This window comes from Nocardia mangyaensis (assembly GCF_001886715.1).
GTDB classification, from domain to species: domain Bacteria; phylum Actinomycetota; class Actinomycetes; order Mycobacteriales; family Mycobacteriaceae; genus Nocardia; species Nocardia mangyaensis.
In genome coordinates this window covers 5615142-5630083 of sequence record NZ_CP018082.1, presented here as the reverse complement: position 1 = coordinate 5630083, position 14942 = coordinate 5615142, and the positions used below count along the sequence as shown (strand labels likewise).

Annotated in this window: 15 protein-coding genes; 11 read left to right on the top strand and 4 right to left on the bottom strand. The window is 69.5% G+C overall.

Going from position 1 to position 14942, the window contains the following annotated elements; all coding sequences use genetic code 11:
- Positions 1 to 54 precede the first annotated feature (54 nt).
- From BOX37_RS25540 to BOX37_RS25525, 4 genes are all read left to right on the top strand, one after another.
- Positions 55 to 909, top strand: coding sequence for a PHP domain-containing protein (locus tag BOX37_RS25540; RefSeq protein ID WP_071929850.1), 855 nt, complete (start codon positions 55 to 57; stop codon positions 907 to 909).
- Positions 906 to 1172, top strand: a complete 267-nt coding sequence (locus BOX37_RS25535; RefSeq protein ID WP_084760103.1) for a hypothetical protein — start codon at positions 906 to 908, stop codon at positions 1170 to 1172. Before BOX37_RS25540 ends, BOX37_RS25535 begins: the two co-directional genes overlap by 4 nt.
- A 51-nt stretch (positions 1173 to 1223) precedes the next feature.
- A complete protein-coding gene (locus BOX37_RS25530) occupies positions 1224 to 2774 on the top strand; it encodes an FAD-dependent oxidoreductase (RefSeq protein ID WP_071929849.1) in 1551 nt (516 codons plus the stop codon).
- 413 nt (positions 2775 to 3187) lie between these two features.
- Complete coding sequence (locus tag BOX37_RS25525) at positions 3188 to 4411, top strand: NAD(P)-dependent malic enzyme (protein WP_071929848.1); 1224 nt, start codon at positions 3188 to 3190, stop codon at positions 4409 to 4411.
- A gap of 86 nt (positions 4412 to 4497) precedes the next feature.
- On the opposite strand, the gene BOX37_RS25520 is transcribed toward BOX37_RS25525, so the two are convergent.
- Genes BOX37_RS25520 through BOX37_RS25505 form a run of 4 tightly spaced genes read right to left on the bottom strand, consistent with a single transcriptional unit; the run spans position 4498 to position 7950 of the window.
- On the bottom strand, positions 4498 to 5208 hold the full coding sequence (locus BOX37_RS25520) for an ABC transporter permease (protein WP_071929847.1): 711 nt from the start codon (positions 5206 to 5208) through the stop codon (positions 4498 to 4500).
- On the bottom strand, positions 5205 to 5912 hold the full coding sequence (locus BOX37_RS25515; RefSeq protein ID WP_071929846.1) for an ABC transporter permease: 708 nt from the start codon (positions 5910 to 5912) through the stop codon (positions 5205 to 5207). Before BOX37_RS25515 ends, BOX37_RS25520 begins: the two co-directional genes overlap by 4 nt.
- Positions 5909 to 7057 (bottom strand): ABC transporter ATP-binding protein, encoded by a 1149-nt coding sequence (locus BOX37_RS25510; RefSeq protein ID WP_071929845.1) that lies wholly within the window; start codon positions 7055 to 7057, stop codon positions 5909 to 5911. The genes BOX37_RS25515 and BOX37_RS25510 overlap by 4 nt, the downstream gene beginning before the upstream one ends.
- 8 nt (positions 7058 to 7065) lie before the next feature.
- Positions 7066 to 7950 carry an ABC transporter substrate-binding protein gene (locus BOX37_RS25505; protein ID WP_156910789.1) on the bottom strand — a complete coding sequence of 295 codons (885 nt, stop codon included), beginning with the start codon at positions 7948 to 7950 and terminating at the stop codon, positions 7066 to 7068.
- A 245-nt stretch (positions 7951 to 8195) separates the two neighbouring features.
- Between BOX37_RS25505 and BOX37_RS25500 the strand changes: the two genes are divergently transcribed.
- From BOX37_RS25500 to BOX37_RS25470, 7 genes are all read left to right on the top strand, one after another.
- Positions 8196 to 9071, top strand: a complete 876-nt coding sequence (locus tag BOX37_RS25500; RefSeq protein WP_071929843.1) for a glycine betaine ABC transporter substrate-binding protein — start codon at positions 8196 to 8198, stop codon at positions 9069 to 9071.
- Between the two features lie 274 nt (positions 9072 to 9345).
- Positions 9346 to 10440 carry an NAD(P)/FAD-dependent oxidoreductase gene (locus tag BOX37_RS25495; protein WP_071929842.1) on the top strand — a complete coding sequence of 365 codons (1095 nt, stop codon included), beginning with the start codon at positions 9346 to 9348 and terminating at the stop codon, positions 10438 to 10440.
- On the top strand, positions 10437 to 11333 hold the full coding sequence (sigJ, locus tag BOX37_RS25490; RefSeq protein WP_071929841.1) for an RNA polymerase sigma factor SigJ: 897 nt from the start codon (positions 10437 to 10439) through the stop codon (positions 11331 to 11333). Before BOX37_RS25495 ends, sigJ begins: the two co-directional genes overlap by 4 nt.
- Positions 11334 to 11479: 146 nt before the next feature.
- Entirely contained in the window at positions 11480 to 12016 is a 537-nt protein-coding gene (locus BOX37_RS25485; protein WP_156910540.1) for a hypothetical protein, read from the top strand.
- Between the two features lie 151 nt (positions 12017 to 12167).
- A complete protein-coding gene (locus tag BOX37_RS25480) occupies positions 12168 to 13643 on the top strand; it encodes a DHA2 family efflux MFS transporter permease subunit (protein ID WP_071929839.1) in 1476 nt (491 codons plus the stop codon).
- A gap of 131 nt (positions 13644 to 13774) precedes the next feature.
- Positions 13775 to 14485, top strand: coding sequence for a cutinase family protein (locus BOX37_RS25475; RefSeq protein ID WP_071929838.1), 711 nt, complete (start codon positions 13775 to 13777; stop codon positions 14483 to 14485).
- 73 nt (positions 14486 to 14558) lie between these two features.
- On the top strand, positions 14559 to 14942 hold the full coding sequence (locus BOX37_RS25470; RefSeq protein ID WP_071929837.1) for a DoxX family protein: 384 nt from the start codon (positions 14559 to 14561) through the stop codon (positions 14940 to 14942).

The window sequence follows — 14942 nt, the reverse complement described above, 5'->3', positions numbered from 1 at the left end:
CCGTCTCGGTGGACGAGCGCGCGGACGACGAGACCGCACTGTAAGACTGAGGGTGTGCGCATCGACCTGCATACCCATTCCACCGCCTCCGACGGCACCGATACACCGGCCGAGCTGGTGCGCCACGCCGCGGCCGCCGGGCTCGACGTCGTCGCGATCACCGATCACGACACCACCGGCGGCTGGGCCGAGGCCGAGGCGGCGCGGCCGCCCGGCCTGACGCTGGTGCGCGGGATGGAGATGTCGTGCACGGGCATGGGCGAGGACGGCCACCCGGTCCCGGTGCACCTGCTGGCCTACCTGTTCGACCCCGCCGATCCCGGCTTCGCCGAGGAACGCGAGCGGTTGCGCGCCGAGCGGGTGGCCAGGGTGCGGGCGATGGCCGACAAGATGGTGGCCGACGGGCTGCCGATCGATCCCGACGCGGTCCTCGCGGGGGCGGGGCCGGCGGCGGGTCGTCCGCATCTGGCACGGGCGCTGGTCGCGGCCGGGGTGGTCGACAGTGTCGGCGCGGCCTTCGTCGACCTGCTCGCCCCACACGGCCCGTACTACGCGGAGAAGGTCGACACCCCGCTGACCACCGCGGTGCGGCTGATCGCCGCCGCGGGCGGGGTCAGCGTGCTGGCGCATGTGCGCGCGCGCAAGCGCGGCAGGCTGCTGGCGCTCGACGACATCCGAGCGCTGGCCGAACTCGGCCTCGGCGGGCTCGAGATCGATCACCCCGACCACAGCGTGGCCGATCGCGCGGTGCTGACCGACCTGTCCGCCGAACTGGGTCTGTTGCGAACCGGCTCGTCGGACTATCACGGGACCAACAAGATCATCGAGATCGGCGCGTGTGGCACCGATCCCGAGCAATACGAGGCACTGATCGGCAAGGCGAGCGGGGTGCCGGTGATCGCCCCGTGACGCTGGTCCGTGGAATCAGCGGGATCGTGGCGGGTGGGGTCGTCGTCCTGGTGTGTGTGGTGATCGGCGCCGCGGTGATGGGTGCGCGCCGGGACTTTCCTGGGCCCGGCGCCGCATCGCTGACCTGGCATGTCCTCGCGGCGCTCGTGGTGGTGGCGGCGCAGATCATGGCCGACCGCAGGCACGGGTTCGCCGCGCTGTCGGGCTCGGCGATCGTTCTGGTCACGACCGGTGTATTGCTTTGGACACAATGGTGGGGTTGATGGCCTCGTAATGGTTGCGGTCGGGTGAACGGTGGCCGAATATTTGTTCTTGTGAGCAGCATCGAGACCGATGTCCTGATCCTCGGCGGCGGGCCCGCCGGGCTCTGGGCCGCCGTCTCGGCCGCGGCCGCCGGTGCCCGGGTGGTACTGGTCGACAAGAGCCGGTGCGGTTCCGCCGGCCCCACCGTGTACGGCACGACCACCCTGTGGGACATACCGGCCGGACCGGCCAGGGCCGCGGCGGTCGAACACGCACTGGTCCGCGGCGGTGGTCTCGGTGATCCCGCCTGGCTGCACCGGGTGATCGAGGAGACCAACCAGCGGCTGCGGCAGTGGTCGGGCACCAGGGTCACCGAGGCCGGTGGCGACCCGCCGCGCGTGCACCTCGACGGCGCGAGCTATCTGCGCAGACTGCGCCGCGGCGCGCTCGAGGTCGGCGTGCGCATCTTCGATCATCATCCCGCGCTGAACTTGCTCGTCGACCCGGCGGGCACCGTTGTGGGTGCCGCGGGTATCCAGCGCCACAACAGGTTTCGGCCGTGGACCGTCCGCGCGGGAGCGGTGGTGATCGCCACCGGCGGCTGCGCGTTCCTGTCCGGTGCCGCCGGTGCCGAGGGCAGTACCGGCGAGGGCCTGCTGATGGCGGTCGAGGCCGGTGCCGAACTCGCGGGCATGGAATTCTCCAGTGCCTACGGCCTGGCCCCGGTGCTTTCCCGGGTGCGCCCGCACCCCACCGTGGCGCCGGGACTGTCGATGCGCTTCGCCGCCCTCTACGACGAATCGGGCGCCGAGCTGCCGGACCGCTACCTGGCCGCGCTGTCGGCCATCGCCGACGGCCGACGGGTCTACGCGGCGCTGGACGAGGTCCCCGACACCGTCCGGCACTGGCTGAGCCGACACGGTGCCGTCGACGCCGCGGGGCGGGTGCCGGTGCGGGCGGTGCTGGAGGGCACGGTGCACGGCGCGGGCGGCCTGGCACCGGCCGGTCCCGACTGCGCCACCACGGTGCGCGGACTGTTCGTCGCCGGCGATGCCGCGGGCCGGGAACTCGTCGTCGGGGCCGCGGGTGCGGCCGGTGGCCTCAGCGGTGCGTGGGCGCTGTCCTCGGGGTCGTGGGCCGGGACGGGAGCGGCCGCCTTCGCCGCGACCGCCGAGCGCGTGAGTGTGGCGCGCCCGCTGGCCGGGGCGGGTCTGGGCCCGCACGCCCACATCGATCCGCGCTCGGTGATCGGCCTGGTGCAGGAGCACACCCTGCCGCTGCGGCGCAGTTACCGGCGCAGCGCGGGCAGCCTCGCCGACAGCATCGCCGAGCTGGACACGATGTGGCCGGGCGCGCAGTTCGAACTCGGCGGTCTCGGCGCGGCCCAGGTGCGGGCCCGGCAGGCCGCCGCGCTGCTCGCGGTCGCCCGGTGGGCGGGCTACAGTGCGCTCGAGCGTGCCGAGAGTCGCGGGATCCACCGGCGCATCGACCATCCGGAGCCGGTCGCCGACTGGCGGGTGCGGTTGCGCTGTGGTGGGCTCGACGAGGTGTGGGTACGTCGCGAGGCATCCCGGGAACCGGTGGGCGCCGAGCTCACCGCGACCCGCCCGGCCGCAGTGTGATTGTTCACCGGATGTTCCCCCTCAGCTGCGAGTTTTCTCTTACGCCCCGGCAATTCGGCGCGGCTACGCTCGACAGATGACGCGAGGCCAGGTGACAAAGCCGACCAGTTTGGCAACTGGTCGGCCGGGCTGGCAGAATGTTGCGGATTCCCTTCCCACGCCACCGCCGGGTTCGGGGACCAAGGTTTCCTTCCGCTTCGCGACGCACCGTCGTAGCCGAGGGCCGACCCGCTTACTCGCCCGGACCACCCGTCCGGCTCCGCTCGAGAGATCACTGCCGCGCCACGCGACCCCGAACTTCCGGGGAAACGCGTGCGCCTGCGCACCCGATGAGCGTTCCGAAATTCCGTAATTCCGATATACCCGGCGGTAACCGTCCCCCGGTTGAGCCCGATTCGAGCAGGAGTGAAATCGTGTCACCTGTGACTGACGCACCGAATGCCACCGCGGCGCCCAAGGCCGATGACGCAGCGAGCCTCGCTGCCATCACCAACGACGAGATCTTCGCGGGTCACCTCGGCGGCAAGCTGTCGGTCGAGCTGGCCGCGCCGCTCGAGACCCAGCGCGATCTGTCCATCGCCTATACCCCCGGCGTCGCCCAGGTCAGCCGCGCGATCGCCGAGGACGCGGCGCTCACCAAGCGCTACACCTGGACCGACCGCCTCGTCGTCGTGGTCAGCGACGGCACCGCCGTGCTCGGCCTCGGCGACATCGGCCCGCGCGCCTCGCTGCCGGTGATGGAGGGCAAGGCCGCGTTGTTCAAGAAGTTCGCCGGCTTGAACTCGATCCCGCTGGTGCTCGACACCACCGATCCGGACGAGATCGTCCAGACCCTGATCCACCTGCGTCCGAGCTTCGGTGCGGTGAATCTGGAGGACATCTCCGCCCCGCGCTGCTTCGAGATCGAGCGCCGTGTCATCGAGGCGCTGGACTGCCCCGTCATGCACGACGACCAGCACGGCACCGCCATCGTGGTGCTGGCCGCCCTCAAGGGCGCGGCCGCGCAGCAGGGCCGGGACATGTCCGCGCTGAAGGTCGTCGTGTCCGGTGCCGGTGCGGCGGGTGTGGCCTGCGCCAACATCCTGCTCGCCGCCGGGGTTCCCGATGTGGTCGTGCTCGATTCCAAGGGCATCGTCAGCACGGGTCGCGACAACCTCAACGGCGTGAAGGTCGAGCTGGCCGCCCGCAGCAACCCGCGCGGGCTCACCGGCGGTGCCGCTGAGGCGCTGGCCGGGGCCGATGTGTTCCTCGGCCTGTCCGCGGGCACCATTCCCGAGGAGCTCATCGCCTCGATGGCGCCGGAGTCGATCGTGTTCGCCATGTCGAACCCGGACCCGGAGATCCACCCCGAGGTGGCCGCCAAGTACGCCGCCATCGTGGCGACCGGCCGCAGCGACTTCCCGAACCAGATCAACAATGTGCTGGCCTTCCCCGGCGTGTTCAAGGGCGCGCTGGACGCGGGTGCCCGCCGGATCACCGAGCGCATGAAGGTGGCCGCCGCCGACGCGATCTTCGGCGTGGTCGCCGACGAACTCGCCGTCGACCGGATCATCCCGAGCCCGCTCGATCCACGTGTCGCCCCGGCGGTGGCCGAGGCCGTCGCCGAGACCGCGCGTGCCGAGGGCGTCGCCCAGTAATTCGCAGCACTGCCGACAGCGCCTCGTGCCCCTACCGGGAACGGGGCGCTGTCGCGTTGTCTGGGATCATCGGGCGCTGACGACGATCACCGTGCAGCGACCCGTAGCGCTTCGGTGTCGACGATCGACCCGCGCGCCAGCCGCCCGGTACCGGGCGCACTCGCCCACACCGCCACGGCCAGTACTCCGTCGAGCACCAGCGCGAGTGCCGCCACCAGCAGTGCGCCGACCAAGACCAGGTCATACCGGTACAGCCCGATGCCGTCGAAGATGTAGCGCCCGAGCCCGCCCAGGTTGACGTAGGCGGCGATGGTCGCGGTCGCCACCACCTGTAGCGTGGCGCCGCGCAGGCCGCCCAGCAGTACCGGCATGGCATTGGGCAGTTCGACGCGGAACAGGATCTGCCGCTCGGTCATCCCCATGGCGCGCGAGGCGTCGACCACGTCGGCGGGCACGTTCGCGATACCGGCGTACGCACCGGCCAGCAGCGGTGGAATGCCGACGGTGATCAGCGCGAGCAGCGGCGGGATCAGCCCGAGCCCGAGCAGCAGCACCAGAAACGTGAGCAGACCCAGTGTCGGCAGCGCCCGCATCGCATTGGCGAACCCGACCAGCACCGCACTGCCGCGCCGGGTGTGCCCGATGACCAGACCCAGCGGCACCGCGATCACCGCCGACAGTGCGACGGCCAGGAAGCTGTACCAGAGATGTTGCAGCAGACGGTGTTCGATCCCCGCCGACCCACCCCAGTTCGCGGTGTCGGTCAGGTAGTACCAGGCGTCGGCGAACAGACTCATGTCGAGCCCTTCCGGCCGGACATCGCACGCCGCCGGAACACCGTCCCGCCCGTGCGCGTGCTCGGGCTGGTGTCGGCGCGAGTCCATGGGGTGGCGATCCGGCCGAGCCAGAACACCAGCCGGTCGAAGATCAGCGCCAGCGCCAGCGTCACGATGATGCCCGCGATGATCTGATCAGGGTAGTCACGCTGATAGCCCTGGGTGAACAGCTTGCCCAGCCCGCCCACCCCGATCAAGGCCCCGACCGACACCATGGCGATATTGGTGACCACCACAACCCGCAGTGTCGAGACGAAAATCGGCAGGGCCAACGGCAGGTCGACGGTGAGCGTGCGCCGCAATCGCCCGAAGCCGATCGCGTCGGCGGCATCGGTCACCTCGGCGGGCACGGTGTCCAGCGCGGTCGGCACCGCGATCAGCAGCAGCGCGGCGGAATACACGGTGAGCGCGATGATCACGTTCAGCGGATCGATCGCCGAGATGCCGATCAGCGGCGGGATGATCACGAACAGCGCGATCGAGGGAATCGTGTAGGCCAGACTCGACACCGTCGTGAGCGCCTGCCGGGCCAGCCTCCGCCCGCGCACCAGTGCGCCGACCGGGACGGCGATCGCCATCCCGAGCAGCAGAGGAACCAGCGACAGCATCAGATGAGTCCGGGTGATCGCCATGATCTCGGCGAAGTTGTCGATCAGATATCTCACGAGGCGCCCTGGTCGAAGAACTCCTGATTGCGCCGTGTGTCCTCGGCCGCGCGCTGCTCGGCGAGCCGGGTCAGGACCTCGGTGGCGAGCACACCGCCGCGCACCACGCCGTCCTCGTCGACGGCCACCCCGACACCCGAGGGCGAGGAGATCGCCGCGTCCAGCGCCTGCCGCAGATCACCACCGGCCGCGAACAGCGAGCCTCCTGCGGAGACGCTCTCGCCCAGCGGTTTTCCGCCACGCACCGCCTCCACACCGGTCACGTCCACCCAGCCGCCGGGCTTGCCGTCGCCGTCCACGATCAGCGCCCATTCGCCCTGGTCGAGCCGGAGTTCGGCGATCTGCTCGGCCGTGACCGTCCGGATGTCGTGCAGCGCGACATCATGCGCGCTGCGGAACGACAACCCCCGATAGCCGCGATCCCGCCCGACGAACCCTGCCACGAAATCGGTGGCGGGCTGGGCCAGTACCCGCTCCGGCGCGTCGAACTGCTGCAACATCCCGCCGCGCCCGAACACCGCGATCTTGTCGCCGAGCGTGATCGCCTCATCGATGTCGTGGGTCACGAACACGATCGTCTTGTGCAGCTGCGCCTGCAGTCGCTGCATCTCGACCTGCAATTCGGCGCGCACCACCGGGTCGACCGCGCTGAACGGCTCGTCCATCAGCAGCACCGGCGGATCCGCCGCCAAAGCCCGCGCCACCCCGACGCGCTGTTGCTGACCACCCGAGAGCTGCGCCGGATACCGGTCGGCCAGACCACGATCCAGCCCGACCCGGTCGAGCACCTCCAGCGCGGCCGCGCGGGCGGCCCGGCGGGATCGGCCGAGCAGCATCGGCACGGTCGCCACATTGTCGAGCACCCGACGATTGGGCAGCAGCCCGCCGCTCTGGATCACATAGCCGATGCCCAACCGCAGCCGCACCGGATCGACCGTCGAGATGTCGCGCCCGTCCAGCGTGATGATCCCCGCGGTCGGGTTCACCATCCGGTTGATCATCCGCATCGAGGTGGTCTTGCCGCAGCCGGACGGGCCGACGAACACGGTGAACGACCCCGATTCGATCCGCAGATTCAGTGCACGGACAGCCTCGGTGCCGTCCGGATAGGTCTTGGTGATCCCGTGAAAGGCGATCTCGGACACGGGTTCTCCTAGCCGATGGGGGAGTTGAGCCCCTGCGCGGTGATCCAGGCGAGCGCGGCCGCCTTCGGTTCGATCTTGGCGTCACCGGACACGGCCGTGTTCAGCGAGATCAGTTCGGTGGTGGTGAGCTTGGCCGACACGGCGTCGAGCACGGCGACCGCCTTGTCGGTCTTCTTCTCCGCGTTGAACAGCGGCACCACGTTCTGGGCGGCGAAATTGTGCGCCGGATCGGTGAGCACGACCAGATCGTTTTCCGCGATCGCGTGCGAGGTGGTGAAGATGTTCGCGGCACGGACCTGGCCGTTGACCAGCGCGTCCACCGTCGCCGGTCCGCCGCCGTCGGCGATCGGGACGAAGTTGTCGGCGCCGATGTCGAGCCCGTAGTTCTTCTTCAGGCCGGGCAGCCCGCCGGGCCGCTGGGCGAATTCCGCGGGCGCGCCGAACGTCACCTCGGCCGAACGCGGTGCCAGGTCGGCGATGCTGGTGAGGTTCCATTCCTCGGCCGTCGCCTTGGTCACGACCACGGCGTCGGAATCCTCGCCGGGAGCGGGCGTCGCGATGGCGAACTGCTCGCCGAGGGCGGGCGTGAGCGCCTTGTTCACATCGATGGCGGCGGTGGCGGTGGCCTCGGGGTCCAGATACTGCAGCAGGTTGCCGGTGTATTCGGGGATCAGCGAGATCGCGCATTGGCGCAGCGCGGGAATGTAGGCCTCGCGGCTGCCGATGTTGAACTTGGTGTCGACCTTGAAGCCGTTGATCCGCAGGACCTCGGTGTAGATGTTGGCCACGGTCTCGGATTCGGGGAAGTTGGCCGAGCCGATGATCAGCGCGTCGCTGGCGCAGTCGCCCTTGGCCGCCAGCGGATCGGAGTTTCCGCAAGCGGCCATGACCATGGCGGCGGCGAGCGCGACAGCGGCGGCGAGGACCCGGCCCGCCCGCACAGCGAGGCGGCGTGCCGGTCGGGGTTGTCCGTGCGGAGAAGAGGTGAAGGTGGTTTTCACTGTTGTCCTTCCGGCATGGCGGGCAGTGCGCTGTGCGTGCGACGCGGGGGCCGCAGGTACATTCTGGGTGTTCATATTGCCCGCGTCGCGCCGAATTGCGCGGGTTGACCGCAAATACGGGAAGTTGGTGTCGCTGGATGCTGTCGGGCGCCCTGCGGCGGAACGCGGCCGCGATACTGGTCGCCACCTGCTCGTTCGCCGCCGTCGCCTGCGCGGCCGACGGTGCGCGCGAGGTGGTCGCGGTCGGTGCGGATTCCTCGACCGAATCCATTGTGCTCGCCGAGATCTATTCTCAGGCACTGGCTCGAACCGGGACCGACACCACGGTTCTGACCGGTCTGGACACCCCCACCGCCGATCTCGACGCCGCCCGCATCGCGGTCCTGCCCGCGCGCAACGGCAGTTTGCTCGACCGCTGGAATCCCTCGGCTGCCGCCCGCACCCCCGAGGACGTCCTCGCCGCGGTCAATGCCGCCCTGCCCCAGGGCCTGTCGGTCTCCGACGCCGCCGACGGCACCGACCTGCGCCCGCGCCTGCTGATCACCGAGGACCTCGCCACCCGCGAGGAGCTGCGCACCGTCACCGCCCTCACCCCTCGCTGCCCCGAACTGACCGTCGGCCACACCGAACTCCCCGGCCTGGCCGCCATCCCCATCGGCCCCGACCTGGTCGCCGACTGCGCCTTCGCCGCGACCATCCACTACCCCGACCCCGAAGCACTGCGAAATGCTTTGCGGGACGGGCAGATCCAGGTCGGCATCGTCAACGGCCCGCCCGCCGGCGAGAACCCCGCCGACCTGATCACCCTCGACGACGAGGACTACGCCCTGCGCACCCAGAACATCCTGGCCCTGCACCGCACCGGCATCTTCGACCGCCGCGAAACCAAGAAACTCAACTACGTCGCGGGTGAACTGACCACCGCGGAACTGATCGTCCTGATCGACCAGGTCGAATCCGGTGCCGACCCCGCCGCCGTCGCCCGCACCTGGCTCGACGACCACGGCCTCTGACAACCGAACTCGTTGTGCCACATCGGCCACCGCCGTGTCGGCCTCGTCGCTTCGGCCGAGCGCGGCGCCGATCAGTGGGGTCTGAGTCTTCCAGTTCACCGCGTAGTCGCCGGTGCCCTGTCACCGTGCCGCGCGCCGAGGACTCCCGTGCGTGTTCCGCTCCGGACGCATCGCTCGCCCTTCCCGGCCGTGATGGGTGTCACCGCGCCGCCGCGTCACAGGCGGTCGGTGCCCGGCATCCCATGTTCGATTCGATTTCACCTGGGAGGCAGACATGAAGGTCGTGGTGGTAGGTGCCGGTTACGCGGGAACGATCGCGGCGAATCGGCTTGCGGGGAAGGTACGCGATGCGGAGATCACGGTGATCAACCCGCGGCCGGACTTCGTCGAACGAGTGCGCTTGCACGAGCAGGTCGCCGCGACGGGTGCGGCTTCGACTCCGCTCACCTCGATGCTGTCCGGTGCGATCACCGCGCGGCTGGGTACCGTCGACAAGGTGGGTGACGGCAGTGTCACACTCGGCGACGGTGGGAGTGACACCTTCGACTACCTGTTTCTCGCGGTGGGGAGCACGGCCGTACCACTGCCGGGTGCTGTCGCGGTGGGCACATGGGAGGGCGCGGAGCTGGCGCGGTCCGCCCTGGCCGCCCTTCCCGGCGGGAGCACCGTCACGGTCACCGGCGGCGGATTGACCGGCATCGAAACAGCGTCCGAGATCGCCGAGGCCAGACCTGATCTGCGTGTTCGGCTGGTGGGCGCGTCGGTAGCCGCGAGCCTCACCCCGGGTGCGCGGCAGCGGGTACGCGTCGGCCTCGAGCGTCTGCGGGTGGAGGTCGTCGAGGATGTGGTCGCGCAGGTGTGCGCTGGTCCAGGCCGGTTCGGCGGTGTCGTGCGCCTGCGGTCAGGGGCGGAAATCACCTCTGATCTCACCCTGTGGGCGATCGTGGCAGACGTCCCGGACCTGGCGGCGCGCAGCGGGCTGGAAGTGAACGCCGAAGGTCGCGCGGTCGTGGACGAGTACCTTCGAAGCGTGAACGACCCGCGCATCTTCGTCATCGGTGACTGCGCGGCGGTCCCGGGTGCGCGTTTGAGCTGTGAGACGGCCATTCCGCAAGGCGCGCACGCCGCCGACACGTTGGCGCGGATCGTTGACGGCCGTAACCCTGAGCCGTACTCCATGGGCTACACCGCCCAATTCCTGAGCCTGGGGCGGCGCGACGGGCTGGTGCAACCCAGCCGCAGGGACGACACGGCCAGGCGGCTCTACGTCGCCGGGCGCACTGCGGCCGTGGTCAAAGAGCGAGTGTCGCGCTACGCGAAGTACAGCTCTCGAACCGCCAACTACTCCTGGCTGTCGGGTCCGAAATGACCGAGAAACCGGATACCGATGCCGAGTTCACATCGCACCGACGATTACTGTTCTCGATCGCCTACGAGATCCTGGGTTCGGTTTCCGACGCCGAAGACGTGCTGCAGGACAGCTACCTTCGTTGGCGCGCGGTCGACGCCACGATGGTGGCCAACCCGCGGGCCTACCTCGCGCAGATCGTGACTCGCCAGGCCCTCGGTGTCTTGCGTGCGGCCGCTCGTCGGCGGGAAGAGTACCTGGGACCGTGGCTGCCTGAACCGCTGGCGACCAGCGCGGACGGTGGGCCGGAGGCCGGTGATCACCTACTCACCGGCGAGGCCGTGACCACCGCGATGCTGCTGATTCTGGAGACACTGACACCCCCTCAGCGCGCGGTGTTCGTCCTGCGCGAGGTATTCGGCTTCGGATACCCGGAGATCGCCGTCGCGGTCGACAAGTCCGAGCAAGCCGTGCGCCAACTCAACCAACGCGCACGCAACCTCGTGCGCACGTGTCGTGACCACACGCCCACCGCGATCGCGACTCCCATCGAAGCGCGGTCGGCCGCTCAACGGTTCTCGATCGCCGCCACCACCGGCGATATCCAGGGACTGATGGACGTGCTGGCGCCTGAGGTGGTGTTTCTCGCCGACGGCGGTGGAGTGGTGAACGCGGGGCGCCGCCCTGTTGTCGGCCCGGACAAGGTGGCCCGGCTGATGGTCGGTTGGCTGACCAAAGGCGCCCGATCGGGTGAGATCAGCATGCGGACCTGCACGTACAACGGGATGCCGACAGTGGCGATATCCATCGACGGGGTGCTCGACCAGTTGATCTCTGTCGAGGTCCGCGGTGACCTGGTGACAGCGGTCTATTGCGTGCGAAACCCCGAGAAACTGACAGCCGTCACGGTGTAGCCACCGGCCCTGGCTCGAACGAGCTGAGCTGGCCGGATGGACTTGTCGGCCGCGACCATCCACGTCCGCGGCGATTCGGGACTCCGCCCACGTGGTTCGGCGACCTGGTGAGAACAGCCGCTTCGCGGAGGTGGCGAACCGTGGAAATGAAAGAAAGTGAGACGGCCACCATGGCCTACTTCGATCAGATGTCATTGTCGCGCCGGGCGTGGGAATCAGCAGGGGGAGCGGTCGTCGCCGGCGCGCTGACCGGAATCCTGTTGGGGGTGAATCTGTGGGCCTACATCGTCGCTACTCTCGTATCGGTGGTGGGCGCCCTTCCAGCGGGGAGTCAGCACCGCACAGTGGGTGGTGCGCTCCTGCGGGGCCTTGTCGGCGGAACATTGTGGAGTACGGCGCTGCTGATCGCACACGGCGTCACCGGACTGCCCGCGACATCCGCGCTGCCGGAGCCGCCGGTGGCGTTTCTGCCGTTCTGCTTCCTCCCGACCGCACTGGTGGCGGCCATCGTATGGCTGATCGCGAACCGGCGTCGCGCATCGACGGGCAACGCCCTGGGCGCCGGCGCGCCACGATCCCGAATCCATGGTGGGGCGGTGGGGAGCCCTCGCGGGCGGATACAGCCCGAACGCACCGCTCGGGTCCGGGTCGACGGTGAAACGCGGGGTGAGGTCGGCGTCTGATACCCGCGCGGCCGTACAGCCCGGTCCCCGGAAGGCATGGCCTTGCCACGGGATACGGTTCACGTCGTGGCGGTCAGTGTGGGCAGGTCGGGTGGTGGGCGACGCGCTGGACCACCGGAACCGATTCCCGCTCGCGTTAGGAATGCCATCGATGACCACCCAACGTAATCCGTGGCTGGCGCTGTTCGCGCTGGTCGTCGGCTTCTTCATGATCCTGCTGGACATGACGATCGTCGCGGTCGCCAATCCGGCGATCATGGCCGAACTGCACACCGACATCTCCAGCGTCATCTGGGTCACCAGCGCCTACCTGCTCACCTACGCGGTGCCGCTGCTGGTCACCGGCCGTCTCGGGGACCGATTCGGTCCGAAGAACATCTATCTGATCGGCCTGGCGATCTTCACCGGCGCCTCGCTGTGGTGTGGGCTGTCGGGCAGTATCGGCATGCTGATCGCCGCGCGCGCCGCGCAGGGCATCGGCGCCGCGCTGATGACGCCGCAGACGATGGCCGTGATCACCCGCACCTTCCCACCGAACAGGCGCGGCGCGGCGATGGGCCTGTGGGGTGGTGTCGCCGGGCTGGCGACGTTGGTCGGGCCGATCCTGGGCGGGGTGCTGGTAGACAGCCTCGGCTGGGAGTGGATCTTCATCGTCAACGTGCCGGTCGGCATCATCGCCTTCGGCCTCGCGATGTGGCTGGTGCCCGCGCTGCCGACCGCGGGCCACACGTTCGACATCGTCGGCGTGATCCTCAGCGGGATCGGCCTGCTGGCGCTGGTGTTCGGTATCCAGGAGGGCAATTCGCAGGACTGGTCGTTGCGGATCTGGCTGTTGATCGGCTTCGGCGTGGTCATGCTCGTGGTGTTCGTGATCAATCAGGCCCGCAACACCGGCGAACCGCTGGTACCGCTGAGTCTGTTCCGCGACCGCAACTTCGCGCTGTCGAACCTGGCGATCGCCGCGATGGGCGCCGCGGTCACCTCGATGATGGTGCCCGCGTACTTCTATCTGCAGGCGGTGCGGGAGATGTCGCCGACCACCTCGGCGCTGGTGTTCGCGCCGATGGCGGTGCTGACCGGGCTCACCGCGCCGTTCATCGGCAGGTTCTCCGATCGGCTCCCGCCGCGCCTGGTGCCGACCATCGGATTCGTGCTGTTCGCGGCCTCGGTGTTCGCCTTCGCCGTGCTGATGACCCCGGAATCCTCGATCGGGTTCTTCCTGGTGGCGGCCGGCGTCGCGGGCCTGGCCAATGCCTGCATCTGGGCCCCGCTCGCCTCGACCGCGACCCACAATCTGCCGGTGGACAAGGCCGGTGCGGGCGCCGGTGTCTACAACACCACCCGTCAGGTCGGTTCGGTGCTCGGCAGCGCCGCGATCAGCGCGCTCATCGCCGCCCGGCTCACCGCCAACGGTCTCGGCGGTGGCGCGCCGATCGGCGAGGGCACGGCCACCGGCCCGCTGCCTCCGCAGGTCGTCGACGAGTTCAGTAGCTCACTGGCGCAGTCGATGCTGTTGCCCGCCGCCATTCTGGTCATCGGCATCATCGCCTCGGCGCTGTTCGTCGGCCACGGCAAGTCCGGTGCCGCCAACGCCCCGAAACGAGCGAAAGCCGGCGCGGGCGCCTGACTTCGTCGACCCGACCGCTCCAGCTCCGGTGGAAGGCCGCCGACTCGGGCAAGAGCTATCCGGCGGCTCTCGACGGCGCGTCGGGAGCCGTTCGGGCGGCGTGGTCTGTGGTAGTCGGTAGTCTGCGCGGCATGACAGCACGTTCCCTCTCACGTTTCGTGTCTGCAGTTCTCATGGCAGCCGCGATTCCCTTGGTCTGGCCCACCCACTCCGCCGTCGCGGCGCCCTGTGCCGATATCGAGGTGGTGTTCGCCCGTGGCACCGCCGAGCCCGGTGGCGCCCTCGGGTACACCGGTGTGTCCTTCGTCGAAGCGATCCGCGCGAACGCGCAGGGTCGCTCGGTCGGCGCGTACGGGGTCGCCTATCCGGCGAGCAGCGACTTCGCCGACCGGCTCGCCTTCGCGCACACCGTCCTGCAGGGGATCGGCGACGCCCAGCGTCGAGTGGAGTTCATCGCGGCGAACTGCCCCGGCACCCGGATCGTCCTCGGCGGTTATTCCCAGGGTGCGGCGCTGATCGGATTCGCCACCGGCACCGAGGAACCCGACGGCGTCCCCGCGGAATACCGCTCGTATCTGCCGGTCCCGATGGCGCCGGAGGTCGCCGAGCGTGTCGCGGCGGTCGCGCTGTTCGGCAAGCCGTCGGACCGTTTCATGGCCGACGCCGGTGCGCCGCCGGTGGTGGTCGGCACCCCGTACCGGAACAAGACCATCGACCTGTGCATCGCCGCGGACACGGTCTGCGACGGCTCCCCCCTCGCCCAGCCCAACGGCCTGCACGTGCTCTACGGCGTCAACGGCATGACCCTCACCGCAGCTCAATTCGCCGTCGAGAGGCTGTAGAACGCGAGGGCGTCACAGCGGGAGCTCGGGCGGCGTCTCATGGGTGACACATCCGAAGAGCGAAGGAGCTCCCATGAACACCGCGCTGTGGATCGCCGCCGGATCGCTGGCCGTCATCGCCCTCCTCGGTGGCCTCACGAAGACTTTCGTGCCGAGGGCGACATTGTCGGCCGCACCCGGCGGCGCATGGACCGCCGCGGCGAGCGACGGATTCGTCAAGAGCCTGGGAATCGTGGAGATCCTGGCGGCGGTCGGGCTGATCCTGCCCGCCGTTCTCGATATCGCGCCGGTCATGGTGGCGGTGACCGCGCTGTGCTGGGTGCTGCTGATGATCGGCGCGATGGTGGCGCACGGGCGCCTCGGTGAGTACAAGTTCATGCTGGTCAACGCGGTGTACTTGGCGGTCGCGGCCTTCGTCGCGTGGGGCCGGTTCGTCGTCGAACCCGTCACGAACTGA

Coding starts and splice junctions, on each gene's coding strand:
- BOX37_RS25500 (WP_071929843.1), top strand. CDS start 8,196: ATGCTGTCGGGCGCCCTGCGGCGGAACGCGGCCGCGATACTGGTCGCC.
- sigJ (WP_071929841.1), top strand. CDS start 10,437: ATGACCGAGAAACCGGATACCGATGCCGAGTTCACATCGCACCGACGA.
- BOX37_RS25495 (WP_071929842.1), top strand. CDS start 9,346: ATGAAGGTCGTGGTGGTAGGTGCCGGTTACGCGGGAACGATCGCGGCG.
- BOX37_RS25480 (WP_071929839.1), top strand. CDS start 12,168: ATGACCACCCAACGTAATCCGTGGCTGGCGCTGTTCGCGCTGGTCGTC.
- BOX37_RS25470 (WP_071929837.1), top strand. CDS start 14,559: ATGAACACCGCGCTGTGGATCGCCGCCGGATCGCTGGCCGTCATCGCC.
- BOX37_RS25475 (WP_071929838.1), top strand. CDS start 13,775: ATGACAGCACGTTCCCTCTCACGTTTCGTGTCTGCAGTTCTCATGGCA.
- BOX37_RS25505 (WP_156910789.1), bottom strand. CDS start 7,950: ATGGTCATGGCCGCTTGCGGAAACTCCGATCCGCTGGCGGCCAAGGGC.
- BOX37_RS25520 (WP_071929847.1), bottom strand. CDS start 5,208: ATGAGTCTGTTCGCCGACGCCTGGTACTACCTGACCGACACCGCGAAC.
- BOX37_RS25485 (WP_156910540.1), top strand. CDS start 11,480: ATGAAAGAAAGTGAGACGGCCACCATGGCCTACTTCGATCAGATGTCA.